Origin of the sequence: Ramlibacter sp. AN1133 (assembly GCF_037890035.1) — a bacterium.
GTDB lineage: Bacteria > Pseudomonadota > Gammaproteobacteria > Burkholderiales > Burkholderiaceae_C > Ramlibacter.
Genome location: NZ_JBBKTQ010000006.1, coordinates 1 through 25691, shown reverse-complemented (window position 1 = coordinate 25691; position 25691 = coordinate 1). Strand labels below are relative to the sequence as shown.

The following is a 25691-nucleotide window of genomic DNA, read 5'->3' as shown; positions in this document are numbered from 1 at the left end:
CGCTCAGCGCAGGTCGAACACCAGGCAGGTCGTGGTGGCGTGCGCGTACAGCGCGCCGTCGGGGCCCGCCAGCCGCGCCTCCGCGGTCGCGAGCTGCCGGCCGCAGTGCACCACCTTGCCCTCGGCCCGCACGCGCCGCACCTTGGGGCCGATCGCCCGCACGAGGTTGATGCTCAGTTCCGCCGTCGTGTAGCCGCGACCGGCCGGCATCATGGTGTGCACGGCGCACCCGAGCGCCGAATCGAGCAGGGTGGCGTACCAGCCCCCGTGCACGCCGCCCATCGGGTTGGCGTGCGCCGGCCCCGGCGTGCCCTGGAAGACGGCGTGGCCTTCGCCCGCTTCGACGAGCAGGAAGTCCAGCGTGCGCATGATGGGCGGCCCCGGCAGCTCGCCGCGCAGCATGGCCTGCATCACCTGAAGCCCGCTGCGGCCGGTGAACGCCTCGGGCGGCACCACGCCCCAGCCGGCCCCGGCCTGCAGCCGCCCGGCCACCTCGCGCTCGCGCGCCAGCCACTGTTCCAGTCGATCACTCATCCCGCTCTCCGGAAACTTGCATATGCAATGGTTGCAGCTACAATAATCTGCGATGGACACCGCTGTCAAGCCGCAGGGCTGCACCAACCTCAAGCTGCGCCAGCTGATGCGCCGCGTCGCCCAGCTGTACGACGCCGAGGTGGGCAAGACCGGCCTGCGCGGCACGCAGTATTCGCTGCTGTCGTACGTGGTCAGGCTCGGGCCGGTGCGGCCGGTCGACCTGGCGCGCGCCATGAAGGTGGAGGCCTCCACCCTCACGCGCAACCTGCGGCCTCTGATCACCGCCGGGCTCGTCGCGCAGGGCGCCGGCGCCGATGCGCGCAGCCGGCTGGTCGAAGCCACCGCCGCCGGGCGGGAGAAGCGCCAGGAGGCACAACGTCGCTGGCGTGTGGCGCAGGAGTCACTCAATCGGCGGCTGGGCGCCGCTCGCGTGGCGGCGTTGCACGCGCTGCTGGACGAATGCCAGGATCTGCTGGACGATCTGCCCGAAGGGGAACTCCATGACTGAAGCAACGCTCGTGCGCCGCGTGGCGTTCTGGCTGGTGCTGCTCGCGGCGGCCGGAACCTTCGCGCTTACGATGGGCACGCGCCAGAGCATGGGGCTGTTCCTGTCCTCGCTCAACACGCAGACCGGCCTGGGCCTGGGCAGCATCAGCCTGGCCTTCGCGTTCGGGCAGCTCTGGTGGGGCCTCACGCAGCCTTTCGCCGGCGCGCTGGCGGACCGGTACGGCGTCGGCCGCGTGCTCGTTGCCGGCCTCGCGCTGCTGGCGCTGGGTACCTTCATCACGCCCTTCATGACGACCACGCTGGGCCTCGTGTTCTCCATCGGCGTGCTGGCCTCCGGCGGGGCAGGCATGGCGGGCCCCGCGGTGCTGATGTCGGCGGCGGTGCGCATGATCGCCCCGGCCCGCCGCGGCCTCGCCACCGGCATCGTCAATGCGGGCGGCTCCTTCGGCCAGTTCGCCACCGCGCCGGTCGCGGCCGCCCTGATCGTGGGCATGGGCTGGACGGTCGCGATGCAGGTGCTGGCGCTGATGGTGCTGGCCGCGCTGCCCGCGGCCTGGGTGCTGCGCGGCACCGCGGCGCAGACGGTCGCGGCGGAGGAACGCAAGCCCCAGGGCGCCGGGGCCGCCGTGCGCGAGGCGCTGCGGCATCCCGGCTACCTGCTGCTGTGCGCCGGTTTCTTCGTCTGCGGCTTCCACGTGGCCTTCCTCGCCGTGCACCTGCCGGGCGTGGTCGAGGCGTGCGGGCTGCCCAAGCAGTGGGGCGGCTGGTCGCTCGCCATGCTGGGCCTGTTCAACATCGTGGGCAGCCTGGCCATCGGCTGGGCGGTCGGCCGCTGGCGCATGAAGTCGCTGCTGGCGCTGATCTACGCCGTGCGCGCCGTGGCCGTGATGGTGTTCCTGTTCATGCCGAAGACGGGCGTGACGGTGCTCGTGTTCGCGGCCGTCATGGGCCTGAGCTACCTGTCGACGGTGCCGCCCACCGCCGGACTGGTCGCCAAGTTCTTCGGCCCGGCCCAGATGGCCACGCTGTTCGGGCTCGTGCTGCTCACGCACCAGGTCGGCGCCTTCTTCGGGGCCTGGCTGGGAGGCAAGGTGTTCGAGTGGACCGGTGCCTACGACTGGTTCTGGTACGTGGACATCCTGCTGGCGATCGGCGCCGCCCTGATCCACCTGCCCATCCGGGAGGCCAAGCTGGCGCCCGCCGGCGGCACCGTCGCGGCCTGACGCACCCCCCTTGAAAGGCGGCCGGCGAGGCCGCATCTGGCTCAGCGTTTCCGCCGGCCTACAGGCCGATGAGCCGCAAGCCGTCTTCGGAGCGCGGCATCTTCGGCATGGCTCATGCGTCGCAGTACTACCATCCGACTCACATGTCAGGTGCACAGTATTATCATGTCTGGCAGCCAGAACGATCGCATGGAAGACAAACCCGCCCGCCTCACGGTGCTCATCGACGCCGACAAGAAGAAGGCATTCGAGGCGCTGTGTGCCTCCCAGGACATCACCGCGTCGCAGGTGGTGCGCCAGTTGATCCGTGAGTACCTCGCCAAGCACGGCGTCTCGTACCGGGCCGACGGCTCGGACGCGGCATCGGGATAGTCGTGCCACCGGCGAACGGAAAACAATTACAATCTGATTAACATCAGAACCGGTTCGCCCCCATGGAGCTCAAGACCGCCCGGCTCACCATCCTCATCGATCCGGCGAAGAAACAGGCTTTCGAGGAACTGTGCCGCACGCAGGACATGACGCCCTCGCAGGTGGTGCGGCGCCTGATCCGCGACTTCATGGAAGAGGAAGCGCCGGCGCCGCGCCGCGCCCCGGCGCGCAAGGCCGCGCCCCGCCGCGCCCGCTGACCGCCGCCGCGGCGACTACACCGGCACGGTGTAGTTGAGGGTCATCCGCCCGCCGTCCACCACGACGATCTCTCCCGTGACATAGCTGGCCGCGTCGCTCGCCAGGTACGCCACCACGTCCGCCACTTCCGAAGGTTCGCCGAGCCGCTTCATGGGCGTGCGCGTCAGGATGCGCTGCCTGGCTTCCTCGCTCGTGAGCACCGCCCTGGCCGCCAGCTCGGTGGCGATGGTGCCGGGGGCCACCGCGTTCACCCGCACGCCCTTGTCCGCCAGCGAGAGCGCCATGACGCGCGTGAGCTGGTTGATGCCGCCCTTGCTCACGTTGTAGCTGGAGATGGTGGGGATGGTCAGCACCGCGTTGACCGAGCTCATGTTGACGATGGCGCCGCGGCCGGCCCTGGCCATCTCGCGCGCGACCGCCTGGCCCATGAGGAAGGAGCCCTTGAGGTTCACGCGCAGCACCGCGTCGAAGTCCGCCTCCGTCACGTCGAGGAACTCGGCGGCCTTGAAGATGCCCGCGTTGTTCACCAGCACGTCGATGCGGCCGTGCGCGGCCATCACCTGGCGCACCAGCGCGTCGACCTGCGCCTTGTCGCCCACGTCGCAGTGGATGAAGGTGCCGCCGAGCTCCTGCGCCACCGCCCCGCCGCGCGCATCCTCGATGTCGCTCAGCACCACCGTCGCGCCCTCGCGCGCGAAGCGGCGCGCGCAGGCTTCGCCGATGCCCTGTGCCGCGCCCGTCACGATGCAGACGCGGCCCTGCAGGCCGAAGTTGATGGGGGCGGAGGGCGTGGAAGCGGGCGCGCTGTTCATGCGCGCATGGTACCTGCCCAGGCATCCGCGAAGGCGCGCGCCATGCGGGCCACTTCCTCGGCCGCGGCGCCCGGCCGGTAGAGCGCCGAGCCGATGCCGAAGCCGTTCGCGCCCGCGGCCAGGTAGCGCGCCATCGTCGCGGGTGCGATGCCGCCCACGGGGAACAGCGGCACCGTCGGCGGCAGCACCGCGCGCAGCGCCTTCACGGCGGCCGGCGGGATCATTTCCGCGGGGAAGAGCTTCAGGCCGGTGGCGCCGGCCTCGAGCGCCGCGAAGGCTTCGGTCGGCGTCATCACGCCGGGCAGGCAGGCCATGCCCGACCAGGTGGCCGCGCGCACGACGCGGGCGTCGAAATGCGGCGACACGACCAGCCGCCCGCCGGCGGCGTGCACCTGCCGGACCTCGTCTTCGGTGCGCACGGTGCCGGCGCCGACCACCGCGCCCGGGAAGCGGCGCGCCAGCCGCGCGATGCTTTCCAGCGGCTGCGGCGAATTCAGCGGCACCTCGAAGACGCGCCAGTTCGCGTTCCACAGCGCGTCGCCGACGGCGTCGGCTTCGGCCGGCGCGATGCCGCGCAGGATCGCCACCAGCGGCAGGTCGTCGAGCGCGCGCTTCCAGGCCTCGGCGAGCAGGGGGTTCATGCCTTCTGCAGCGTGCGCGCGAGCGCCCAGTGGCCGCGCCAGGTGGCCTCCGAGCCGAGGCGGTGCGATGCGCAGCCCAGCGTGTGCAGGGCGAGCGCGTAGCGCTCCGTGAGCGCCGGCGCGCCGATCAGCACCACTTCGAGCCCGTGCAGCGCGCGGGCGCGCAGTTCCTCGCCGATCACCAGGCCCGAGAGGTAGCTTGGCAGCGCCTGCGTGGGCAGGATGTCGAACAGCGCCAGCGTGCGCGCGCTGAACGCGCTGTGCAGCAGCGAGCGCGCCTGCTGGGCGTGGTGCACGCCGCGCAGGAAGGCGGCCTCCTCGAGCGGGCCGTCCTCGTCGGGCATCGTGCGGGCCAGGATCGACTGCTGGCGCAGCAGGCTGTAGAACTCGCCGGACATGAAGGTCGCGAAGGACTGCACGCGTGCCTCGGCCACGCGCACCCACTTGCAATGCGTGCCGGGCAGCACGAACACGCCGTCGTCGAGATGCAGCAGGTCCATCGCGCCGAACACCTGCACTTCCTCGCCGCGCAGCGCGTCGGGCGTGTCCAGGAACTCGAAGCACAGGCCCGGCACCAGCGCGATGCGGCCCGGCTCGATCCACGCGAGCGCGTGCGCGACGTCGGCGAAGCCGGCCGGGCAGGTGCAGTAGGGCGCTTCCTGCCAGCCCTGGCGGCTGCCGGCCATGCCGCTCACGAGGCACAGCACGTCGGGCTGGTTCAGCCAGTCGCCGCAGGTTTCGCGCAGGGTTTCGGGAAAGGAACCCGCGGGCACGGAGAGGATGCCGCGGTCGGACGTCCTTTCCTCCAGCACCGTGCCATCGCTGCCGACGCGGGCGACGCGAAGGGACGAGGTGCCCCAATCCACGGCGACGAGGGGACGCACTTCGATGCCCCCCGCCCTCAATGATTGTCGCGGGGCACGAAGGAGCCGCGCTTGCCGACCAGGAAGTCCAGGTCGGCGCCTTCGTCGGCCTGCAGCACGTGGTCGGTGTAGAGCTTCCAGTAGCCGGAGGAAAGCGGCGGCGGCGGCGCCTTCCATTCGGCCAGGCGGCGCGCGAGTTCCTCGTCGCCGATCTCCAGGTGCAGCCGGCGCTTCGGCACGTCCAGCTCGATCATGTCGCCGTTGCGCACGACCGCGAGCGGACCGCCCGCGGCGGCTTCGGGCGCGGTGTGCAGCACCACCGTGCCGTAGGCCGTGCCGCTCATGCGCGCATCGCTGATGCGGACCATGTCGGTGATTCCCTTGCGCAGGACCTTCGGCGGCAGTGGCATGTTGCCGACCTCGGCCATCCCGGGGTAGCCCTTGGGCCCGCAGTTCTTCAGCACCAGCACGCAGGTCTCGTCGACGTCGAGGTTCTCGTCGTCGATGCGCTTGTGGAAGTCCTCGATGTCCTCGAACACCACCGCGCGGCCGCGGTGCACCATCAGTGCCGGGGTGGCGGCGCTCGGCTTGATCACGGCACCGCGGGGCGCCAGGTTGCCGCGCAGCACCGCGATGCCCGCCTTCTCCTTGAAGGGCGCCTCCAGGGGCTGGATCACTTCCTTGTTCCAGTTCTGCGCGCCCTCGATGTTCTCGCCCACCGTCCGGCCGTTGGCCGTCACCGCATCGAGGTGCAGCGACGCGCGGATCTCGTTCATCACCACCGGGATGCCGCCGGCGTAGCAGAAGTCCTCCATCAGGTGCTGGCCGGAAGGCTGCAGGTTGACCAGGCAGGGCATCTCGCTGCCCAGGCGGTCGAAGTCCTCGATGGAGAGCTCCACGCCGATGCGCCGCGCGATGGCGATCAGGTGGATCACCGCGTTGGTGGAGCCGCCGATCGCCGCCAGCGTCTTGATCGCGTTCTCGAAGGCCTTGCGGGTCAGGATCGACGAGAGCTTCTGGTCCTCGTGCACCATGTCGACGATGCGCCGGCCCGCCATGCGCGCCAGCACGTTGCGGCGGCCGTCGACGGCCGGATAGGCCGCGTTGCCCGGCAGGCCCACCCCCAGCGCTTCGACCATGCTCGCCATGGTGGAGGCCGTGCCCATGGTCATGCAGTGGCCGTGGCTGCGGTGCATGCAGCTCTCGGCCTCGAAGAAGTCCTGCAGCTTGAGCGTGCCGGCGCGCACCTGCTCGCTCATGCTCCACACCCCCGTGCCCGAGCCCAGTTCCTGGTCGCGCCACTTGCCGTTGAGCATGGGGCCGCCGGACACGCCGATGGTGGGGATGTCGACGCTGGAGGCGCCCATGATCAGCGACGGCGTGGTCTTGTCGCAGCCCATGAGGAGCACGACGCCGTCGACGGGGTTGCCGCGGATCGATTCCTCGACGTCCATGCTGGCGAGGTTGCGATAGAGCATGGCGGTGGGACGCAGCAGCGTCTCGCCCAGCGACATGACCGGGAATTCGAGCGGGAAGCCGCCCGCTTCATACACGCCGATCTTGACCTGCTCGGCGAGCGTGCGGAAGTGCGAGTTGCAGGGCGTCAGCTCGCTGAAGGTGTTGCAGATGCCGATGACGGGGCGGCCGTCGAACTGGTCGTGCGGCACGCCCTTGCCCTTGACCCAGCTGCGGTAGGCGAAGCCGTCGCGGTCCTGGCGGCCGAACCATTGCTGGGAGCGGAGTTCTTCGGGCTTCTTCTTGCGGGGAGGGGTCATGGCGTGGTCCGTCCGTGGGTCTTGCTGTCCGGATTATGTGCTCGCGGCAGGGTGAATTCGTAGGCTGGTGGTGACGCGCGTCAGCGCCGGAACCCCAGCGCTTTCGCGCATCGCTGGGGTTCGCGCTTCGCGGCTCACCGCCAGCCTGCGGGCCCGCATCGCCCGGAAGGTGGCCCGGACTACTCCTTCACCGCCCCCGTCAACCCCGACACGTAATACTCGACGAAGAACGAATAGATGATCGCCACCGGCAGCGACCCGAGCAGCGCGCCCGCCATCAGCGGCCCCCAGTGGTACACGTCGCCTTCGACCAGCTCGGTCACCACCGCCACCGACACCGTCTTGACCTCGGACGAGGAGATGAAGGTCAGCGCGTAGATGAACTCGTTCCACGACAGCGTGAACGCGAAGATCGCGGCGGAGATCAGCCCCGGCACCGACAGGGGCAGGATGATCTTCCACAGGATCTGCAGGCGGCTCGCGCCGTCGATCAGCGCGCATTCCTCCAGCTCGTAGGGGATCGAGCGGAAGTACCCCATGAGCAGCCAGGTCGCGAACGGGATCAGGAAGGTGGGGTAGGTGAGGATCAGGGCCCAGCGCGTGTCGAACAGCCCCAGCTTGAAGACGATGGCCGCCAGCGGGATGAACAGGATCGACGGCGGCACCAGGTAGGCGAGGAAGATCGACAGCCCGACCTGCTTGGAGCCGCGGAAGCGCAGCCGCTCGATCGAATAGGCCGCGAGCACCGAGCAGAGCAGCGAAACGAAGGTGGAAACGACCGAGATCACCATCGTGTTCCACAGCCACGCGGGGTAGTCGGTGTGGAACAGCAGCTTGTTGAAGTGCGCCAGCGTCGGGCCGACGATCCAGAACGGGTTGCCGTCGCGCGAGAGCAGCTCGTGGTCGGGCTTGAAGGCCGTGACCGCCATCCAGTAGAAGGGGAACAGCAGCACGAACACGAAGACGGCCAGCGGGATGTAGAGCGTGACCGTGCGGGAAGGCAATGAACTGAGGTAGTTCATGCCCTGGGTCTCGTTGTCCTGCTTCTTCATTGAAAGACCTCCCCCAGGCTCCGCATTTCACGCTCCGCCTCCCCGCTGCGCAAGCGGAGGGGGCGAGCGCCTTCGGGCGGCCGTGCGGCGCTCATGCGTCGCTCGCGCCCTGTTGCCAGGCCCGCCGCTGCAGCCCGAAGTACGAGAAGAGGATTGCCGCCAGCAGGAAGGGCACCATCGCGATCGCGATCGCCGCGCCTTCGCCCAGCGCCCCGCCGGGGATGGCGCGCTGGAACGACAGCGTCGCCATCAGGTGCGTCGCGTTGAGCGGCCCGCCGCGCGTCAGCACGTAGATCAGCTGGAAATCGGTGAAGGTGAAGAGCACCGAGAACGTCATCACCACCGCGATGATGGGCGTGAGCAGCGGCAGCGTGATGTAGCGGAAGCGCTTCCAGCCGCCGGCGCCGTCGATGGCCGCGGCTTCATACAGCGAAGGCGGGATCGTCTGCAGGCCGGCCAGCAGCGTGATCGCCACGAAGGGCACGCCGCGCCAGATGTTGGCCGCGATCGTCGACAGCCGCGCGTTCCACGGGTCGCCGAGGAAGTCGATGTAGCGGTCGATCCACCCGAGCTTCATGAGCGTCCAGCTCACGATGGAGAACTGCGAGTCGTAGATCCACCAGAAGGCGATCGCCGACAGCGCGGTGGGCACGATGTAGGGCAGCAGGATCACCGTGCGGAAGAAGGTCTTGAACGGGATGTTCTCGTTCAGCAGGATGGCGAGCCACAGCCCCAGCCCGAACTTGATGACGCTGGCCACCACCGTGTAGAAGAGGGTGTTGAACAGCGCCAGCCGCGTCACGCTGTCGCCCCACAGGAACACATAGTTGGACCAGCCCACCCACTCGCCGCCGCGGCCGATCTTGGTGTCGGTGAAACCCAGCCACACGCCCAGGCCGAGCGGGTAGGTGAGGAACAGCAGCAGCAGCACCGCGGCCGGCACCATGAACAGCAGCCCCAGGAAGTTGCGGCTGTTGGACAGGCGGTGCCGGCGCGCGGGCCGGGCGCGGCCGGCTGCTTCGTCCGGTGGCTGGAGCGCGCCCGCTTCCATGGCGGATCAGACCTTGTAGTAGCGTTCGGCCCGCTGGGCGGCGCGCTGCATCGCTTCCTTGGGGCTCTTGGCGCCGCTCACCGCCTCGGCCACCATGTCCTGCACGATGAAGTCGGCCAGCGCGCCGGCGGAGGCGTACCCGAGCTTGCCCATGTAGCCCGCCGGCCGCATGTTCTTCACCGCGTCGCGGTACGGCGTGTTCTTCGGGTCGACCGTCCACACCGGGTTCTTCTCGTAGGCGCGCAGCGGCTGCGAGATGTAGCCGCCGGCGGCCTGCATCCAGGGGCCGTACTGCTCCTCTTCCATCATGAAGCGCACGAACTCCTTGGCCGCCTTCGGGTACTTCGTGTGCTTGAACACCATCTGGTTGAAGAACAGGTGGTATTCGGTCGGCACGCCCACGGGCCCGATCGGGAAGGAGGCGTGCTGGATGTCGGCGGCCATCTCCTTGACCTTCGGGTCGGTGGAGTTCTTGGCCGCGTAGTAGATCGAGATGCCGTTGTTGGTGACCGAGACCTGGTTGTCCAGGAAGGCCTTGTTGTTGTTCGGGTCCAGCCACGACAGCGTGCCGGGCACGAAGGTGGCGTACAGCTCCTTGCCGTACTCCAGCGCCTTGAGCGTCGCGGGGCTGTCGATGATCACCTTGTTGCCCTTGTCGACCAGCGCCGCGCCGAAGGCCCAGATCAGCCATTGCGTCCAGCCGCTGTCGCCGGTGGCGTGGCCCAGCGCCATGCCGCCGGGCGTGCCCTTGGCCTTGAGCGCCTGGAACATCTTCAGGAAGCCGTCGGTGTCCTTCGGGAAGGCGGTGACGCCCGCGGCCTTGAGCTGCGAATCGCGGTACACCATCATCGAGCCGGTGCCGCCCAGCGGCACGCCGATCCAGTGGCGGCCATCGGGTTTCAGGTAGGCCTCGCAGGCCGGGTACCAGCCGCCGTACTTCTTGCCGAGGTAGTCGGCGACGTCGGTCATGTCGACCAGCTTCTCGGGATAGAGGTTCGCGTCGTCGTTGGTGGACAGGATGATGTCCGGGCCCGCGCCGGTGTTCGCGGCCACGGCTGCCTTCGGGCGGACGTCCTCCCAGCCTTCGTTGTCCAGGCGCACGTCGATGCCGTACTTGGCGCTGAACTTCTTGACGTTGGCGATGTACGCATCCTCGTCGCCCTGCACGAAGCGCTTCCAGCGCAGCACGCGCAGCTTGGCGCCCTTCTCGGGCTGGTTGTTCCACTGCGCCTGCGCGCTCGCCGGCCACAGCAGCGGCAGCGAGACGGCGGCCGCGCCGGCCGAGGCTTTCTTCAGGAACTTCCGACGGTTCGTCATGGTTGTCTCCTTGGAGGTGAAAGGGAGCAAGCTCGGGGCAGGCCGCGGCGCGCTCACTGCGCCAGCCGCATCCCGCTGGCGGGATCGAACAGGTGGGCGCGCGCGGGGTCGGGCCGCAGGCGGATGATCTCGCCGGGGCGGAAGGCGTGGCGGTCGCGGAACACGCTGGTGACCTCGACGCCGGCGAGCTTGGTGAAGACCTGGGTGTCGGCGCCGGTGGGCTCGACCACCACCACCTCGCCCGGCATGCCCTCGCCTTCGGCGGCGAGTTCCATGTGCTCGGGGCGGGTGCCGTAGATGACGCCCTGGCCGTCCTGCGCGGCCAGCGCCGCGGCCGGCGCGGGCAGCGACAGGCCCGGGCCGAAGTCGATGCGCGCGCTGCCGTTCGCGCGCCGCACCACGCCGGGCAGGAAGTTCATGGCGGGCGAGCCGATGAAGCCGGCGACGAACTGGTTGACCGGGTGGTCGTACAGCTCCAGGGGGGAGCCGGTCTGTTCCACCACGCCGTCGCGCATCACGACGATCTGGTCGGCCATGGTCATGGCCTCGATCTGGTCGTGCGTGACGTAAACGGAAGTCGTCTTCAGGCGCTGGTGCAGTTCCTTGATCTCGGTGCGCATCTGCACGCGCAGCTTGGCGTCGAGGTTGGACAGCGGCTCGTCGAACAGGAACACCTGCGGGTCGCGCACGATGCAGCGGCCCATGGCCACGCGCTGGCGCTGGCCGCCGGAGAGCTGGCGCGGGTAGCGATCGAGCAGGGCCTCGAGGCCGAGGATCTCCGCCGCCTTCTTCACGCGCTCGTCGGCCACGGACTTCGGCTGCCTGGCGAGCATCAGGCTGAAGGCCATGTTGTCGCGCACCGTCATGTGCGGGTAGAGCGCGTAGTTCTGGAACACCATGGCGATGTCCCGTTCCTTGGGCGTGAGGTCGTTGACCACGCGCGGGCCGATGCGGATCTCCCCGCGGCTGATCTCCTCGAGCCCCGCGATCATGCGCAGCAGTGTCGACTTGCCGCAGCCCGACGGCCCCACGAGCACGGCGAACTGGCCGTCCTCGATGTCGATGTTGACGCCGCGGATGATGTGCGCGGCACCGAAGAACTTCTCGACGTCCCGGATCTGTACGTTGGCCATCGTCCCCGCTGGTGTGAACACGCTGGAAAGCGACGCACCTTGTAGCATGGAACAAATGCTGCGTCATCAGCATTGCACCCGCGCCGGCGCCACAGCGCGGGTAAACCCGGTCGATGCGCCCTCAGGGACCGTTGGCGTCGATGATCTGCGTGATCAGCTCCGGATAGTCCGCGATGAAGTCGTTGACCACGATGTGCGCCTGCGGGTGCTGGCGCAGCCAGCTGCGGAACTTCGGCACCGAGTGGAACGCATCCTCCTGCAGCGACAGGCTCAGGTCGATCAGCAGCAGGCGCTCGAGGTGCGTGCTGACCGAACCGACCAGTTCGGAGGCGATGCCCGAGGCGGCCTTCAGGCAGTCCAGTTGTGCCTTCGCCGTGCCTGCCGCCATCGTGAGGATCACCCGCTTCTTCACCAGGTCCGGCGTGGGCGTCATCTGCCCCTGCACGATCACGAGGTTGCCGGAGGAGGCGATATGGACGGCTTCGCCGTCAAGGTACGCGCCCACGCCATTGCTGCCGTCCCACTGCTGCCTGTTCGGCCAGAAGCGGTCGACGTACCGGTTGCCCGGCTCCTTCGGCGGCGACGGCTCCTTCCAGCCGGCTTCGCTCGGCCAGAGCCCGGTGCGCGAGGCGGGGGAAAGGCGGCCGAGCGTGTCCGGTTCGAAGAGCACCACGAGCTGGCGGCCGAGGCCCCAGATCTCGTTCATCGTCATGTCCTTCGGATTCAGGGTGTCGGCGGAAGTCACGATGCGCTCGCCGAACGCCGCCACGATCCGCGCCAGCAGCTCCTGCGCATCCGCCGCGCTCATCTCGTCCTGGTTGCCGGCGCGGTCGAACAGGTGCTGGAAGTCCAGCACGACGACCTCCTTCGGGTGCGCCGCCAGGAAGGCGGAAATCTCCGGCAGCATCGTGTCGAGGTCGGCGCCCGCGAACATGTGGGTGGCCCGGAAGCTCCTGCCATCCGCGCCCGGGATGATCCGCAGGTCCAGGTAGCGCACGCCTGCGAGCAGTTGCGCGGCGATCGTGTGCCGCTGCGCGCGCGACCACCTGGCCGCCGCGGCGGTGAGCGGATACGACGCCGGGAACAGGATGCGCAGGTCGTTCAGCAGCGTGGCGCCGCCGAACTGCTGGAACTCCTTGCTCAGGGGAGACACGCCATTGATCGGATACGTGCCCGAGTCGTGCGATCCCGGCAGCGCGACCTGCCGCAGCGGCCGCGGCCCGAGGCTCGCCGCGCGTTGCGCCATCCAGTCCACGTGCGCCAGCGACAGCGGGATCGCCGCGGTCGGATCGAACAGGGGTTCCGCCGGGATGACCGACAGGCAGACGCCCAGCCCGGAAGGCAGCGCCAGGGTCAGGAGGCGGTGCAGGTCCTCGTCGGCCATCTGGAGCATGCCCTCCGGGTTGGTGCCCAGGTTCGCGAGTGCCTTGGCGTTGTCCGCCACGGCATGCTCGAAATCGCCCTCCGCCTTCTTCAGCCGGGCTGCCGCTTCCGCCGCCTGTTTCCGGGCGATCTCGGCGGCGTCGTCGGCGACCTGCTTGACCTTGTGCCAGGCGCGGCTGAACCAGCTGTCGATGAACAGCGACGCGGCGCCGAAGCTCGCGGGGATCTTCGCGGCGCTGTCGCCGCGCGCGTGGAACAGCTCGATCGAATCGTCGGCATGCCGCACGACCTTCGCGCGGTACTTCAGCGTGGCCGTGGGCGCGTCGTACAGCACCTCCAGCAGTTCGACGATGACCACGTCGGCACCGGCGGGCGCGCCCTCGATCTGCAGCGCCGCGTTCGGCGGGTCGCGCAGGAAGCTGTCGTCGGAAGTGTCGTTCCACCCGCCGACGAAGTCGCCGGTTTCGATGATGCCGGCCAGCCGGTACGGGCGGTCGGAAAAGAACGTGGTGACGGGCTGGGCGCCCTTGAGCGTCAGCAGGTAGACGTCCTGCTCGTCGTCCGAGGCCACGAAGCTGCCGCTGTCGGCCGTCTGCACGAACAGGTACTGCAGGGTGTCCGGCGGGCCGGAGTCGGCTGTCCCGCCGGAGCCGCCGCAACCCGCGGCGAGCAGGACCAGCGAACCCGCAACCAGGCGCAGCGTGCGCAGGCAGTCCATGGCATCCCTCCTCGTGACCCTTCTTGCGGAGTCAGGGGCAATAGTGGAAGGCCGCGGGTGCCTGAACTTGCGGATGCGCAAGTTCGGCGTCGGGGACGGAGCCGCCGGTCGGTGATGCGCCCGCGCGGGGCGCTCAGTTCCAGCCGGACGAACGCCAGGCCAGCGACGCGTCGTCCTGCATCTCCCCCGAGAGCAGGATGCGATGGCCGCGGGCGACGGGCACGGCGCGCAGCAGCGCGCGCGCCACTTCGGCGGCGGTGATCGGACGAAAGTTCGCGGGAATGAAGGGTTTGAGCCAGCGGCCGACCTGCAGGCCGATCTTCTCGCCGGCGCGCTCGCGCTGGCCCAGCGCCTGGCGGTCGCCCACCAGCAGCGAGGGGCGGGCGATCACCACGCCTTCGAAGCCGAGGCCGGTGACGGCTTCCTCGAGCTCGCCCTTCACGCGGCTGTAGAAGATGCGCGAGCCGGCATCGGCCTGCATCGCGCTCACCACGCCGGCGCGGCGCGCGCCCGCCGCCTGCGCGGCACGGGCCGTGGCGAGGCTGGCATCGAAATCGACCGCGCGAAAGGCCTCCTCGCTGCCGGCCACCTTGATGGTGGTCCCGAGCGCGAGATAGGCTTCATCGATGGGGGGCAGCGCCGGCAGCGCCGCGAAATCGACGGTGTGGACCGTCAGCTTGGGGTGTTGCACCCCAAGGGGGCGGCGGACCAGGGCATGGACCGCCGCGACCGCTTCATCGTCCAAAAGTCCTTGCAGGATTTGCCGGCCCACGAGGCCCGACGCCCCCGCCACCAGTGCGGTTCGGCCGCCCGCCGCCGCCGCCGCGGCGGCCGTTCCGGGCCATGCTGTCGACGCTGGTGCGCAGCGGGTCGGGTTGTCCATCGGTGCTTCGGTTGGCGGCTTCGCGGATCACGAAGGGGCTGCGGCTATTGTGCGCGCCCTCGCGCGGCTGGCGTTCCTCGTCGCGCACCGGCGGGCGCTGGGCCTGCTGGCGTTCGTCGTCGCGCGGCGGGCGCTGCGCCTGCTGGCGCTGCTGGCCCTGGACGCTGCTGTTGCCGTTGACGTTCTGGCCGTTGCGCGCGCCGTTCGCCGGCCTGGCCGCGCGCGGCTGGGCCGGGGCGCCATGGGGCTGCTGCGGCTTCGCGCGGCCCCGGCCGTTGCCGTCGCCGTTGCGGGCCTGCTGGCCACCCGCGGACGCGCCGTTGCCGTTGCGCGCACCGCGGCCGGAGCCGCCCTGCTTGTCCTTGTTCTCGCGCATGCGCTGCATCATCTCGCTGCGCGCCGCCTTGGCCGCGGCGTTGAGCACCTCGCGCGAGGGCGGGCGGCCCTTGCCGCCCCACAGCACCTGGCGGCCCATGGCGATCGGCTCGGCCTGCTCGCCCGGCTCGGGGCCGAAGCCCTCGACCACGACCGCGGGGATGTCCTGCTTGGTGAAGCGCTCGATCTCCTGCATGAAGCCTTCCTCGTCCAGGCAGACCAGCGACACGGCCTGGCCTTCCTTGCCCGCGCGGCCGGTGCGGCCGATGCGGTGGACGTAGTCTTCCGGCACGTTGGGGATCTCGTAGTTCACCACGTGCGGCAGGTCGTCGATGTCGATGCCGCGGGCGGCGATGTCGGTGGCCACCAGGGCGCGGATCTCGCCGCTCTTGAAGCCGGCCAGCGCCTGCGTGCGGGCGGTCTGGCTCTTGTTGCCGTGCAGGGCCATCGCGGTGATGCCCTTCTTGTTCAGGAAGTCGGCCACGTGGTTGGCGCCGAACTTGGTGCGCGTGAACACCAGCACCTGCGACCAGTCGTGTTCCTGGATCACGTGGGCCAGCAGTTCCTTCTTCTTCTCGCGGCCCACCGGGTGGAACACCTGCGTGATGCGCTGCACCGTGGTGTTGCGCGGCGTGACCTGGATGCTCTGCGGGTTGCGCAGCAGCGTGTGGGCCAGCTCGCGGATCTCGTCGCTGAAGGTGGCCGAGAACAGCAGGCTCTGCTTTTCCTTGGGCACCAGGGCGAGGATCTTCTTCACGTCGGGCAGGAAGCCCATGTCCAGCATGCGGTCGGCTTCGTCGAGGACGAGGATCTCCACGGTCGACAGGTCCAGGTGGCCCTGCTGCTGCAGGTCCAGCAGGCGGCCCGGCGTGGCCACCAGGATGTCGACGCCCTTCTTGATGCGGTCGATCTGGGGGTTCATGCCCACGCCGCCGAAGATGACCGTGGAGCTGAGCGGCAGGTACTTGCCGTAGGTCCGGATGGACTCTTCCACCTGCGCGGCGAGTTCACGCGTGGGCGTGAGCACCAGGGCGGCGATGCCGTCCTTGCCGAACTTGTTCTTCCGTCCCTGGCCCTTGCTCAGCTTGTGCAGCATGGGCAGCGTGAAGGCGGCGGTCTTGCCGGTGCCCGTCTGGGCGCCGGCGAGCAGGTCCTGCCCCGCGAGCACCGCGGGAATGGCCTGGGCCTGGATGGGGGTGGGGGTTTCGTAGCCTTGCTCGTGGACGGCCTTGAGGATGGCCGGAGCGAGATTCAGTTCGTCAAAATTCATTGAGCAATAAAGCGCCTTCCCGGGCGCGGGGGCATCGGCCGTTCCAGGCCGCGTAGGCCGGATCCAGTCAAAGGCAGATGAGGTTCTAGGGTGGGAGCCGGCGGGCGTTGCAAGCCCGCCTCGTCCCCAGCGAAACGCTGAGCCCACGGGCAACTGGGGAGCCGCGGGAAGCCCTATTGTGGCATGGATCGGCTCGGCGTGCTCGGGGGCTCGCGGCGTCCGCGTTGCGTCGATGCACCGCATGTCGGGCACAAAACGTCACCCGTCCTGCCGAAAATTGGCGCACGGCTGGGCCTCACCCATAATCAGGAGACCGACCGGGCACACCACTACATGGCCAAGATGATCAAGCTCCGGCTGGGCGTCTCCGACGATCCAACCGCCTTGCAGCCGTCCCTGAGCGACTGCCTGGGAGCCATGCTGCAGCAGGCGGATGCCTTGATCACGCACGTGCTGCAGGGCCTGGAGCTGGGCATGAACGCCACCGGGCCGCAGCGCATGGCACCGCTGCAGGCCCCGCAGGTCAAGATGGCCATCCTCGACCTGGAACCCCGCACGGCCGCGGTGAAGCAGACCTTCGTCAAGGAACTCACGCGCCTCGTCTACGAAGGCGGCGGCAAGGACCAGACGGCCACCGAGGTCCTGCGCTTCCAGGACCTGCAGCTGTTCGAGGACGAGCAGCTGGACCAGAGCATCGAGATCGCCCGCGCGCAGCAGGAAGTGGCGCTCGCCGTCGACGACACGCTGCCGCCGCTGGACGCCCTGATCAGCACCATGCTCGGCTGGCGCACCATCCAGCCGGGGCTCAACCCGCTGCGGCCCGAAGTCTTCGTGCGCTCGCTGCAGCACGCGCTGGCCGAGCACGTCGCGGACGCCGGCGCGCGCGAGGTCCTCATCACGCCGGCGGCGGGCCTGCTGGGCGTGCAGCTGCGCAAGCTGTACCGCGAGCTGGCGGACTGGCTGCGCTCCACCGGCGTGGAGCCCGCGGTGCCCGTGGGCGGACGGATCAACAAGGCCACCGGCGCGAGCGGTGCCCCGGTCACGGACACGGTGGCCAAGACGCTGCTGACGCTGGATCGCCTGCGCAAGCTCCTGGCCGGCGACTTCGACCAGCCCCGCAAGGCCGAATTCCTGCACACGGTGCCCGCCTCGATGGCGCTGTTGCAGGACCTGAAGAAGACCGACGAACTGGTCAAGCGGCTGGAGCAGCGCACCAAGCCCGCGCCGGTGGCGGACCGCCCCGTGGACATGCTGGCGGACGTCGGCAAGGAGCCGCCCGCAGCCGCCCGCATCGGGCAGCAGCTGGGCGAAGAGGTGGTGCGCCTCATGTTCGACAACCTGCTGGACGACCGCCGCCTGCTGCCCACGCTCAAGCGCCAGCTCAAGGCGCTGGAGCCCGCGGTGCAGCGCCTGACCAAGGAAGACTCGCGCTTCTTCAGCGACCGCAACCACCCGGCGCGGCAGCTGCTCGATCGCATCATCCAGCGCAGCCTGGCCTTCCCGTCCGAGGAGGACGCGGGCTGGCCCCGCTTCCTCGAATCGATCCAGTCCGTCAGCCGCTGGCTGGAAAGCAAGGTGATGGACGCCGACACCTTCGGCGAGATGCTCGACGAACTGCAGGGGCAGTGGGGCGACCAGGACCAGGGCGCCCGCCAGAAGCGCGAGGATGCGGCCCGCGCGCTGCTGCATGCCGAACAGCGCAACCTGCTGGCGCAGAAGCTGGCGGCCGAATTCGCGGCCAGCCTCGAGAGCCTGGACGTCGCCGACTTCATCCGCGACTTCCTGAAGAACGCCTGGGCGCAGGTGGTGGCCGAGGCGCAGCTCAGTTGCGAGGACGGCTCGCCGGACCCCTATGGCTACCGGGCGATGGTCGACGACCTGATCTGGAGCGTGCAGAAGAGCACCGCCCAGCGGGGCCGCGCGCGCCGCCTGGTGCAGATGATCCCTGCGTTGCTGCAGCGCCTGCGCGAGGGCCTGGCGCGCATCGGCTACCCGCCGGAGCTCACGCAGCGCTTCTTCGACCACCTCATCACGCTGCACCGCGCCGCGGTGCAGGAAGGGCGCGATGCCACGATCCAGGCCGCCGCGGAGGCCGCGTGGTCGGAGCAGTCGCAGTACCCGGAAGGCGCCGAGGAAGAAGTGCAGCTGTGGCTGGACGAGAACGAGGCGCAGGAGTCCGGCTTCATCGAGCAGGAGGCGGACCTCGACACCGATTACGTCGCCTCGCCGGAGGCGCCGCGCCAGGAGGCCCTGCGGGCCGAGCAGGAGTCGGCCCGGGCGCGGCAGGTGCCGTGCCAGGCGCCGGAGCCGGAAGCCGAAGCGGCCGTGGTCGCGCCGGAGGACCTGCGCATCGGTGCCTGGGTGGAGATCCGGATCAAGGGCGAATGGGTGCGGGCGCAGCTCACGTGGTGCAGCCCGCATGCGACGCTGTTCATGTTCACGTCCATCGGCGGTGCCGCGCATTCGATGTCGCGCCGCACCATGGACAAGCTGCGCACGGGCGGCCAGCTGCGCGTGGTGGCCGACCGCCCGGTGGTCGACGAGGCCCTCGACCAGGTCGCCCAGGCCGCGCTCAAGAACAGCATGGAGCGTCCGCCGGAGGGGTGAGGTAGCCGGAAAGCGGACAGCCGGACCCGAAGGCGGACAGCCGGACGCAGAGGACGCAAAGGGTACGCAGAGGACGCAAAGAAGACCATCTCAAGGATGGCTGTTCTTTTGCGCTCTCTGCGTACCCTTTGCGTCCTCTGCGTCCGGAAGTTTTGACTGCCTGCTCGCCGCCGCCCGCACGCGATTTCGTGATGCGGGATAATCGACGGTTTCCCGCAGAACAGAACCATGGCCCAGTACGTCTACACCATGAACCGCGTCGGCAAGATCGTGCCGCCGAAGCGGCAGATCCTGAAAGACATTTCGCTCAGCTTCTTCCCCGGCGCGAAGATCGGCGTGCTGGGCCTCAACGGCTCCGGCAAGTCCACGCTGCTGAAGATCATGGCCGGCATCGACAAGGAGATCGAGGGCGAAGCCATCCCCATGCCCGGCATCAAGATCGGCTACCTGCCGCAGGAGCCGCAGCTCGATCCCGAGCAGACCGTGCGCGAGTCCGTCGAAGGCGGCATGAGCGAGGTGATGGACGCCAAGAAGCGGCTGGAAGAGGTCTACGCCGCCTACGCCGAACCCGACGCAGACTTCGACAAGCTCTCCGAGGAGCAGCAGAAGCTCGAAGCCATCATCGCCGCCGCCGGTGCCGAGAGCGACCACGAGCACCAGTTCGAGATCGCCGCCGACGCCCTGCGCCTGCCGCCCTGGGACGCGGTGATCAAGAACCTCTCCGGCGGTGAGAAGCGCCGCGTGGCCCTGTGCCGCCTGCTGCTGTCCAAGCCGGACATGCTGCTGCTCGACGAGCCCACCAACCACCTGGACGCCGAATCGGTGGAATGGCTCGAGCAGTTCCTCGCCCGCTTCCCGGGCACCGTGGTGGGCATCACCCACGACCGCTACTTCCTCGACAATGCGGCCGAATGGATCCTGGAACTGGACCGCGGCCGCGGCATCCCCTACAAGGGCAACTACTCCACCTGGCTGGAGCAGAAGGAAGCGCGCCTGGAGTCCGAGCAGCGCACCGAGGACGCCCGCACCAAGGCGATGAAGAAGGAACTGGAGTGGGCGCGCTCGAACCCCAAGGGCCGCCAGGCCAAGAGCAAGGCGCGCCTGGCCCGCTTCGAGGAACTGTCCGACTACGAGTACCAGAAGCGCAACGAGACCAACGAGATCTTCATCCCCGTGGGCGAACGCCTGGGCCATGAAGTCATCGAGTTCGTCAACGTCTCCAAGTCGTTCGGCGACCGCGTGCTGATCGACGACCTGAGCTTCAAGGTGCCGGCCGGCGCCATCGTCGGCATCATCGGCCCGAACGGCGCGGGCAAGTCCACGCTGTTCAAGATGATCGCCGGCAAGGAGAAGCCGGACAGCGGCGAGGTGAAGATCGGCAAGACCGTGCAGATGGCCTTCGTCGACCAGCACCGCGACGAACTGGCGAACGACAAGACGGTGTGGGAGGACGTCTCCGGCGGCCTCGACATCATCAACATCGGCAAGTTCCAGATGGCCAGCCGCGCCTATTGCGGCCGCTTCAACTTCAACGGCGGCGACCAGCAGAAGAAGGTCGGCCTGCTGTCCGGCGGCGAGCGCGGACGCCTGCACCTGGCCAAGACGCTGCTGCAGGGCGGCAACGTGCTGCTGCTCGACGAGCCGTCGAACGACCTCGACGTGGAAACGCTGCGGGCGCTGGAAGACGCGCTGCTGGAATTCGCGGGCAGCGTCATGGTGATCAGCCACGACCGCTGGTTCCTGGACCGCATCGCCACCCACATCCTGGCGGCCGAAGACGAGGGCAAGTGGGTCTTCTTCGACGGCAACTTCCACGAATACGAGGCCGACAAGCGCCGGCGCCTGGGCGAAGAAGGTGCAAGACCGCACCGGGTGCGCTATAAAGCGCTGAAGTGACCTTGCGCCATGCAAGGTCTCCCCGCGGAGGCGGGGAACCAGATCAGAACTGAGGAGGGGCGGCCGCGATGAGCGGCACACAGCAGCCGCAGTACCAGACGCTCTATCGGGCCTGCATCAAGGACGCCGCCGTCCAGGGGGCGGAGCTGATGCGCTCGACGGTGGCGCTCGCCCTGCGCGAGCTGCCGCAGGCCGCCGCCTCGCTCGACGACGTCGTCGAGCGCGGGCTGCTCCAGGAAGCCGTCACCGTGCTGCGCGACCGGCAGCAGATCCTGATCGATGCCTTCCCGCAGGCCTTGCTCGCCGAATTCGCGCATGCGATCGCCGGCGACCGCGGCTCGCCCCTCAGCTTCGAACTGCTCTCCCTGCTGGGCGACGAGCAGATGCAGGACAACGCGGACCTCGTGCGGGCCTGCGGGGCACTGGAAGAAGCCGTGCGGCCGGAACTCGCCGGGCTGGAGGACACGCTCGTCGCGGCGCAACTCACTTCGGTCGGTGCCGCCCAGCGGCATCCGCTGCGCCCCGAGGTCTACGTGCGCGCCGTCTACCGGTTGGCGCGCCACACCCCTGTCTCGCCCGCCGTGCGCCGGCGCTGGGTGCGCCACCTGCCGGTGCTGATGGCGCCCGAGCTGGCGCGCACGTATGCGCGCATTGCGCAGCGCCTGCACCCCGAGGACCAGGCCCGTGCGCCGCTGCAGCCGGTGACGCAGGAAGACCTGGACCGCGCCACCCAGCTCACGATCCGCGAACTGCGCAAGCTGATGGCCGGCGAAGCGGCCGAGGGCACGCAGGGCGGCGCCGCCGTCTTCGCCGAGACGGAGTTCTCCCACACCGTGCCGGCGGCGCTGCAGATGGTGCAGGACATGCGCAAGGTGGACCAGCTGATGCTGCAGCTGCGGCAGCGGCAGGCGGCCATGCCCGGGCGCGAACGCGACAGCATGGATGCGTTCCGCGAGGCGATGCGCAGGCAGGCGAAGAAGCCCGCGCAGGAGCTCGGGCTGGAGGTCGTGCACCTCATGATCGGCAACCTGGCCGCCGACCCGCGCCTGCTGCCCGCCGTGCGCACCGTGGTGCGCGAGCTGGAGCCGCCGCTGCTGCGCCTGGCCCTGGCCGATCCGCGTTTCTTCAGCGACAAGTCCCATCCGGCGCGCCAGCTGCTGCAGGAGATCACGCAGCGCAGCCTGGCCTGGAGCTCGCAGCACGAAGCGGGCTTCCCCGCCTTCATGGACACGTTGCAGCAGGCCACCGATGCGCTGCTGGATGCCCGCGCGAACGGCCCCGAGGCCTTCGAGATCGCGCTGCTGGCGCTGCAGGAAGCCTGGGACGAGGCGCAGCCGCGTGGCCGCCGCAACCGCGAGCGCGCCGTGCGCGCATTGATCCGGGCCGAGCAGCGCAACCTGCTGGCCGAACGCATGGGCCGCGAGATCCTGGCGCGGCGCGAGGCGCAGGGTGCGCCGGCCGAGGCGCTGGCCTTCCTCACCGGCCCGTGGGCGCAGGTGCTGGCGCAGGCGCGCCTGACCGACATGGCGGCGCAGGAGGATCCCGGCAGCTATGGCTGGGTGGTGACGACGGTGCTGTGGAGCGTGCAGCCTTCGCTGGTGGGACGCGTCGCGAACCAGCAGGTGCAGATGGTCCAGCGCATCCGCCAGGGCCTCGCGAGCATCGACTACCTGCCCGCCGACACGCAGCGGTGGGTCAACCTGCTGGCGGCGCTGCGGGACCTCGCGCTGTCCGCCGCCACGGGCAGCGCCGCCCCGGTCACGGAGCCGAAAGGGCCGGAGCGGGTCAGCACCTGGCTGGCGCCGCTGGAAATGCACGAGTCCGGCTACGTGCCCGACGTGCCGATCACGCTGGCCACGACGGCTGCACCGGAGGCGGACACGCTCCCGGTGCAGGATCTCTCGGTGGGCTCGTACGTGGACCTGCTGGGTGCGAACTGGGAGCGCTGGCAGCTCACCTGGGCGAGCCCGCACGGGCTGCTGTTCATGTTCACCAACGCCACCGGCGCGACGCGCTCGATGACGCGCCGCAAGCTCACTCACATGCTGTCGCAGGGCGCGGTGCGGCTGGTGTCGGCGCACCCGGTGGTGGACGGCGCACTGGACGCGGTGGCGCGGGCGGCGTGGCGCAACAGCCTCTGAGGAAAGGTCATCCCCGCGCAGGCGGGGACCCAGGGGACGCGCGCAGCGCGTCGAATGCGCAAGCCCCGGATTCCCGCCTGCGCGGGCATGACGGCGGCGGGCGTCACGCCTGCCAGACCCCGTAGCCCTTCTCGCGCAGCGCGATCCCCAGCTCCACCTCCATCTCGCACGCCGCGCGGTACGGCATCGGGTTGTAGACCTCGTACAGGTGCGGCAGCAGCTTGATCCCGTGCTCGCGCACGAAGGCGTTGGCCTGGATGCCGGCCTTGTGCTTGTCGAAGCGCACGTCCGGGTCCAACCCCGTCATGCCGACGTACACGAAGGGCATGCCCGGCACGTAGCCGGGATTGCAGCGGCGAAAGCGCGCGTTGTTCCAGACCGCGTCGTCCAGCTGCACCACGTACACGTGATGGTGCTGCGCCCCCCGGCGGGTCATGCGGGGCGCGCGTTCGCCATCTGCCAGCCGCCCTCGACGCGCACCTCGCTGCGCAGCGAATTGGCGATGTAGCAGCGCTCGTGCGCCACCTCGTGCAGCTGGCGCACCGCGGCCTCGTCGGGTGCGCGCGTGCCGGAGAAGGTGACCTGCGGGTGCAGCACGATGGCGAGGATGCCCTGGCGGCCGAAGCCGATCGGACCCATCTGCGCCTCGGCGGCATCGCTGTAGCGGTCGACCACGAAGCCCTGTTGCGCCGCCAGCGAGAGGAACCACAGCATGTGGCAGCTCGAAGCCGCGGCCACCAGCGCTTCTTCCGGGTCGACGGCCTGCGGATCGGACCAGGGCACGCGCACCGAATGCGGAGAACTCGAGCCGCGCACCACCGCGCCGCCGTCGAAGCGCCATTCGTGGGCACGCTGGTAGCGCCCGTCGGTGAACTGCGCATCGCCTCGGGACCATTCCACGACGCAACCATGGAGGGACATCGGCGGCTCCTTTCAGGCCGGGGGAAGGGCGGCGAGGGCGCTGCGCTCGGTCTCGGCCAGGTGCGCCTGCAGCACCTTGAGCGCGGTCTTCGGGTCGCGGCGGCGCACCGCGCGCACCAGCGCGTGATGTTCCTCGTGCCAGCCCTGCGCGCGCGTGCCCGGCTTCATGCGCGCGTAGTAGTAGCGGTCCACCTGGAAGCGCAGGCGCCGCACGATGTCCATCGACTCGCCGCGCTGCGCCGGCGCGTAGAGCGCTTCGTGGAACTCGCGGTCGCCCGCGATCCAGTCGGCCACGGCAGCGGCCTTGTCGAGGGCGGCCTGGATCGTCTCGAGCCGGTTGATCGTGGCCGCCGTGTGCAGCGGCACGGCCTGGGTGAGCACGTCGCCCTCGATGAGGCCGCGCAGGCGGAACAGTTCGCGCAGTTCCGCGGCGCTGACCGTCCGTACATACATGCCCTTGTTCGGAACCATGCGCAGCAGGCCCTCCGCCTGCAGCTGGAACAGCGCCTCGCGCACCGGCACGCGGCTGACGCCCAGCTCGGCGGCGATCTCCTCCTGGCGCAGCGCCTCGCCGGAAGCCCAGCGGCCGTGGTCGAGGGACTGCCTCAGCAGCCGGGTGACGGCCGTGGAGGTGGTCTGGGCAATGGACGAGGCTGGCATGGCTCAGGTTTATACATGTATACAATTTGCGCTACAAGCCAGCCGCGGTGGGAATACAACAGCCGCGCTGCGAGCTGCGATGGATGGTTTGCGGGCGTGAATATTCACCGCCAGAGCTGCGCTTTCGCTCCCTTGGCTGAGCTTCGCATTCGCTGCACCGCAGCAGCTTTTTCGGCCCCAATCGCAAGAGTTTTTCACGAATCCGCGTCCTGTAGGACGACATCCCGCCAGCCCCCGAACTTTCGCCGACACGGTCCGTCTGTAAGTCTTGTTTGCAAATTTCGAACAGGGGACCAGCGAATGAAAGAGCGCGTTACTTCGGGTGTGGCTTCGGTGCTGATGCTGGCGGGCCTGGCGAGCGTGGCGCTCACCGGCTCGATGGGCAGTTCGCCGGCGCCGACGTCCGACACGCTGGCTCAGCGGTCGCAGGCGGGCAAGGTGGTGGCGCTGGCGCCCGCCGTGGCCCAGCCCGTGCAGGCTGCTGCCGCACCCGCCAACCCGTTCAGCGCGCTGAAGATCGACACCAGCTACTACGACCAGCTGCGCTCCAGGCTCACCTGGCTGCCGGTGCGCTATGCGGGCAGCGTCCTGAAGACGCCCGACGTGCCCTCGCGCCTGCTGCTGGCCAAGTCCGCGGCGCAACGCGCGAACCTGTCCGAAGTGGGCCTGAGCTACCGCGACGTCTACGGCATCATCAACGCCGAGACGTCCTGGGTGCCGCGGATGGGTGCGAGCAAGGACGGCACGCCCAACCTGGGCATCGCGCAGTTCGAGCCCGCCACGGCCAAGGCCGTGGGCCTCACCGACCCCACCGACCCGGTGCAGGCCGTGCATGCGCTGGCCGTGCACCTGAAGGACGCCGCGAAGTGGAGCGCCAAGCGCCTGACCGGCCTGAAGCTTTCGCCCGACGAGTACGCGCTGAAGCTGCGCGAAGGCGTCTCGATCTACTACAACCTGTCGTCCAAGGGGCGCGCGGCCTGGAATGGCCTGAACACGAAGAAGCTGCCGATCGAGACGCGCCGCCACATCGCCAACGCGCGCATCGGCGCCCGCGAAGCGGCGGAACTGGAATCGCAGCTGTCGCAACTGCGTGGCCGCATGGCCAACACGGGCATGATGACCGCGGCGTACCAGGCCGGCAACTGAGCCGCCCCGCCCCGAAGAACGAAGCCGGCCGCGAGCCGGCTTTTCTTTTCGTCGGGGAGACTAGAACAAGGGTCGCCGATGGTTACTGCGTTCGCCGGTTGCCTCTGCCCCGGACCAGGACGTGACCGTCCGCCTCGCAGGCTGTGGAAATAG

General features: G+C 69.4%; 23 protein-coding genes. 8 read left to right on the top strand and 15 right to left on the bottom strand.

Annotated features, from left to right (window positions below):
• Nucleotides 1-3 precede the first annotated feature (3 nt).
• Nucleotides 4-534, bottom strand: a complete 531-nt coding sequence (locus WG923_RS09820) for a PaaI family thioesterase (protein WP_340350770.1) — start codon at nucleotides 532-534, stop codon at nucleotides 4-6.
• Nucleotides 535-586: 52 nt separating this feature from the next.
• On the opposite strand from WG923_RS09820, the gene WG923_RS09815 reads away from it, so the two are divergent.
• The 4 genes from WG923_RS09815 (at nucleotide 587) to WG923_RS09800 (ending at nucleotide 2893) form a co-directional block, all read left to right on the top strand.
• Nucleotides 587-1042: a MarR family winged helix-turn-helix transcriptional regulator gene (locus tag WG923_RS09815; RefSeq protein ID WP_340350769.1), complete on the top strand. Its 456-nt coding sequence runs from the start codon at nucleotides 587-589 to the stop codon at nucleotides 1040-1042.
• Nucleotides 1035-2264: an MFS transporter gene (locus WG923_RS09810; RefSeq protein ID WP_340350768.1), complete on the top strand. Its 1230-nt coding sequence runs from the start codon at nucleotides 1035-1037 to the stop codon at nucleotides 2262-2264. The genes WG923_RS09815 and WG923_RS09810 overlap by 8 nt, the downstream gene beginning before the upstream one ends.
• A gap of 189 nt (nucleotides 2265-2453) precedes the next feature.
• Nucleotides 2454-2636 carry a ribbon-helix-helix protein, CopG family gene (locus tag WG923_RS09805; protein ID WP_340350767.1) on the top strand — a complete coding sequence of 61 codons (183 nt, stop codon included), beginning with the start codon at nucleotides 2454-2456 and terminating at the stop codon, nucleotides 2634-2636.
• 62 nt (nucleotides 2637-2698) lie between these two features.
• Entirely contained in the window at nucleotides 2699-2893 is a 195-nt protein-coding gene (locus WG923_RS09800) for a CopG family transcriptional regulator (RefSeq protein WP_340350766.1), read from the top strand.
• A 15-nt stretch (nucleotides 2894-2908) separates the two neighbouring features.
• Here the strand turns inward: WG923_RS09800 and WG923_RS09795 are convergent, their stop codons facing one another.
• From WG923_RS09795 to WG923_RS09745, 11 genes are all read right to left on the bottom strand, one after another.
• Complete coding sequence (locus tag WG923_RS09795) at nucleotides 2909-3706, bottom strand: SDR family NAD(P)-dependent oxidoreductase (protein WP_340350765.1); 798 nt, start codon at nucleotides 3704-3706, stop codon at nucleotides 2909-2911.
• Nucleotides 3703-4347 carry a 2-dehydro-3-deoxy-6-phosphogalactonate aldolase gene (locus WG923_RS09790; RefSeq protein WP_340350764.1) on the bottom strand — a complete coding sequence of 215 codons (645 nt, stop codon included), beginning with the start codon at nucleotides 4345-4347 and terminating at the stop codon, nucleotides 3703-3705. Before WG923_RS09790 ends, WG923_RS09795 begins: the two co-directional genes overlap by 4 nt.
• Nucleotides 4344-5231: a 2-dehydro-3-deoxygalactonokinase gene (locus WG923_RS09785; protein ID WP_340350763.1), complete on the bottom strand. Its 888-nt coding sequence runs from the start codon at nucleotides 5229-5231 to the stop codon at nucleotides 4344-4346. The genes WG923_RS09790 and WG923_RS09785 overlap by 4 nt, the downstream gene beginning before the upstream one ends.
• A 17-nt stretch (nucleotides 5232-5248) precedes the next feature.
• Nucleotides 5249-6985 (bottom strand): IlvD/Edd family dehydratase, encoded by a 1737-nt coding sequence (locus WG923_RS09780; protein ID WP_340350762.1) that lies wholly within the window; start codon nucleotides 6983-6985, stop codon nucleotides 5249-5251.
• Between the two features lie 179 nt (nucleotides 6986-7164).
• On the bottom strand, nucleotides 7165-8037 hold the full coding sequence (locus WG923_RS09775; protein ID WP_340350761.1) for a carbohydrate ABC transporter permease: 873 nt from the start codon (nucleotides 8035-8037) through the stop codon (nucleotides 7165-7167).
• Nucleotides 8038-8128: 91 nt separating this feature from the next.
• Nucleotides 8129-8983, bottom strand: coding sequence for a carbohydrate ABC transporter permease (locus tag WG923_RS09770; protein ID WP_340351061.1), 855 nt, complete (start codon nucleotides 8981-8983; stop codon nucleotides 8129-8131).
• 111 nt (nucleotides 8984-9094) lie between these two features.
• Nucleotides 9095-10405, bottom strand: a complete 1311-nt coding sequence (locus WG923_RS09765; RefSeq protein ID WP_340350760.1) for an ABC transporter substrate-binding protein — start codon at nucleotides 10403-10405, stop codon at nucleotides 9095-9097.
• A gap of 53 nt (nucleotides 10406-10458) precedes the next feature.
• A complete protein-coding gene (locus WG923_RS09760; protein WP_340350759.1) occupies nucleotides 10459-11538 on the bottom strand; it encodes an ABC transporter ATP-binding protein in 1080 nt (359 codons plus the stop codon).
• A gap of 121 nt (nucleotides 11539-11659) precedes the next feature.
• Nucleotides 11660-13639 (bottom strand): hypothetical protein, encoded by a 1980-nt coding sequence (locus WG923_RS09755; RefSeq protein ID WP_340350758.1) that lies wholly within the window; start codon nucleotides 13637-13639, stop codon nucleotides 11660-11662.
• Nucleotides 13640-13772: 133 nt separating this feature from the next.
• A complete protein-coding gene (locus WG923_RS09750) occupies nucleotides 13773-14330 on the bottom strand; it encodes a hypothetical protein (RefSeq protein WP_340350757.1) in 558 nt (185 codons plus the stop codon).
• A gap of 43 nt (nucleotides 14331-14373) precedes the next feature.
• Nucleotides 14374-16167 carry a DEAD/DEAH box helicase gene (locus tag WG923_RS09745; protein WP_340350756.1) on the bottom strand — a complete coding sequence of 598 codons (1794 nt, stop codon included), beginning with the start codon at nucleotides 16165-16167 and terminating at the stop codon, nucleotides 14374-14376.
• A gap of 333 nt (nucleotides 16168-16500) precedes the next feature.
• Between WG923_RS09745 and WG923_RS09740 the strand changes: the two genes are divergently transcribed.
• The 3 genes from WG923_RS09740 to WG923_RS09730 all read left to right on the top strand — a co-directional run bounded on the left by WG923_RS09740 (nucleotide 16501) and on the right by WG923_RS09730 (nucleotide 22811).
• Complete coding sequence (locus WG923_RS09740; RefSeq protein ID WP_340350755.1) at nucleotides 16501-18774, top strand: DUF1631 family protein; 2274 nt, start codon at nucleotides 16501-16503, stop codon at nucleotides 18772-18774.
• Nucleotides 18775-19002: 228 nt separating this feature from the next.
• The gene (ettA, locus tag WG923_RS09735; RefSeq protein WP_340350754.1) at nucleotides 19003-20670 is read left to right on the top strand and encodes an energy-dependent translational throttle protein EttA; all 1668 of its coding nucleotides are present in this window, start codon (nucleotides 19003-19005) and stop codon (nucleotides 20668-20670) included.
• Nucleotides 20671-20738: 68 nt separating this feature from the next.
• On the top strand, nucleotides 20739-22811 hold the full coding sequence (locus WG923_RS09730) for a DUF1631 family protein (protein ID WP_340350753.1): 2073 nt from the start codon (nucleotides 20739-20741) through the stop codon (nucleotides 22809-22811).
• 103 nt (nucleotides 22812-22914) lie between these two features.
• Here WG923_RS09730 and WG923_RS09725 read toward each other — a convergent pair whose 3' ends face one another.
• The 3 genes from WG923_RS09725 to WG923_RS09715 are packed head-to-tail and all read right to left on the bottom strand — an operon-like array spanning nucleotide 22915 to nucleotide 24392.
• Nucleotides 22915-23247, bottom strand: a complete 333-nt coding sequence (locus WG923_RS09725) for a hypothetical protein (protein ID WP_340350752.1) — start codon at nucleotides 23245-23247, stop codon at nucleotides 22915-22917.
• Nucleotides 23244-23732, bottom strand: coding sequence for an OsmC family protein (locus WG923_RS09720; protein WP_340350751.1), 489 nt, complete (start codon nucleotides 23730-23732; stop codon nucleotides 23244-23246). The genes WG923_RS09725 and WG923_RS09720 overlap by 4 nt, the downstream gene beginning before the upstream one ends.
• A 12-nt stretch (nucleotides 23733-23744) precedes the next feature.
• On the bottom strand, nucleotides 23745-24392 hold the full coding sequence (locus WG923_RS09715) for a GntR family transcriptional regulator (RefSeq protein WP_340350750.1): 648 nt from the start codon (nucleotides 24390-24392) through the stop codon (nucleotides 23745-23747).
• Between the two features lie 300 nt (nucleotides 24393-24692).
• Here WG923_RS09715 and WG923_RS09710 point away from each other — a divergent pair, with 300 nt between their 5' ends.
• Nucleotides 24693-25538, top strand: a complete 846-nt coding sequence (locus tag WG923_RS09710; protein WP_340350749.1) for a hypothetical protein — start codon at nucleotides 24693-24695, stop codon at nucleotides 25536-25538.
• Nucleotides 25539-25691: the final 153 nt, after the last annotated feature.

Bases quoted from the DNA above. Each gene is read 5' to 3' on its own strand.
- WG923_RS09765 (WP_340350760.1), bottom strand. From the start codon at position 10,405: ATGACGAACCGTCGGAAGTTCCTGAAGAAAGCCTCGGCCGGCGCGGCC.
- WG923_RS09725 (WP_340350752.1), bottom strand. From the start codon at position 23,247: ATGACCCGCCGGGGGGCGCAGCACCATCACGTGTACGTGGTGCAGCTG.
- WG923_RS09800 (WP_340350766.1), top strand. From the start codon at position 2,699: ATGGAGCTCAAGACCGCCCGGCTCACCATCCTCATCGATCCGGCGAAG.
- WG923_RS09805 (WP_340350767.1), top strand. From the start codon at position 2,454: ATGGAAGACAAACCCGCCCGCCTCACGGTGCTCATCGACGCCGACAAG.
- WG923_RS09775 (WP_340350761.1), bottom strand. From the start codon at position 8,037: ATGAAGAAGCAGGACAACGAGACCCAGGGCATGAACTACCTCAGTTCA.
- WG923_RS09745 (WP_340350756.1), bottom strand. From the start codon at position 16,167: ATGAATTTTGACGAACTGAATCTCGCTCCGGCCATCCTCAAGGCCGTC.
- WG923_RS09820 (WP_340350770.1), bottom strand. From the start codon at position 534: ATGAGTGATCGACTGGAACAGTGGCTGGCGCGCGAGCGCGAGGTGGCC.
- WG923_RS09815 (WP_340350769.1), top strand. From the start codon at position 587: ATGGACACCGCTGTCAAGCCGCAGGGCTGCACCAACCTCAAGCTGCGC.
- WG923_RS09720 (WP_340350751.1), bottom strand. From the start codon at position 23,732: ATGTCCCTCCATGGTTGCGTCGTGGAATGGTCCCGAGGCGATGCGCAG.
- WG923_RS09715 (WP_340350750.1), bottom strand. From the start codon at position 24,392: ATGCCAGCCTCGTCCATTGCCCAGACCACCTCCACGGCCGTCACCCGG.
- WG923_RS09730 (WP_340350753.1), top strand. From the start codon at position 20,739: ATGAGCGGCACACAGCAGCCGCAGTACCAGACGCTCTATCGGGCCTGC.
- WG923_RS09770 (WP_340351061.1), bottom strand. From the start codon at position 8,983: ATGGTGCCGGCCGCGGTGCTGCTGCTGCTGTTCCTCACCTACCCGCTC.
- WG923_RS09710 (WP_340350749.1), top strand. From the start codon at position 24,693: ATGAAAGAGCGCGTTACTTCGGGTGTGGCTTCGGTGCTGATGCTGGCG.
- WG923_RS09810 (WP_340350768.1), top strand. From the start codon at position 1,035: ATGACTGAAGCAACGCTCGTGCGCCGCGTGGCGTTCTGGCTGGTGCTG.
- WG923_RS09755 (WP_340350758.1), bottom strand. From the start codon at position 13,639: ATGGACTGCCTGCGCACGCTGCGCCTGGTTGCGGGTTCGCTGGTCCTG.
- WG923_RS09740 (WP_340350755.1), top strand. From the start codon at position 16,501: ATGGCCAAGATGATCAAGCTCCGGCTGGGCGTCTCCGACGATCCAACC.
- WG923_RS09780 (WP_340350762.1), bottom strand. From the start codon at position 6,985: ATGACCCCTCCCCGCAAGAAGAAGCCCGAAGAACTCCGCTCCCAGCAA.
- ettA (WP_340350754.1), top strand. From the start codon at position 19,003: ATGGCCCAGTACGTCTACACCATGAACCGCGTCGGCAAGATCGTGCCG.
- WG923_RS09790 (WP_340350764.1), bottom strand. From the start codon at position 4,347: ATGAACCCCCTGCTCGCCGAGGCCTGGAAGCGCGCGCTCGACGACCTG.
- WG923_RS09795 (WP_340350765.1), bottom strand. From the start codon at position 3,706: ATGAACAGCGCGCCCGCTTCCACGCCCTCCGCCCCCATCAACTTCGGC.
- WG923_RS09760 (WP_340350759.1), bottom strand. From the start codon at position 11,538: ATGGCCAACGTACAGATCCGGGACGTCGAGAAGTTCTTCGGTGCCGCG.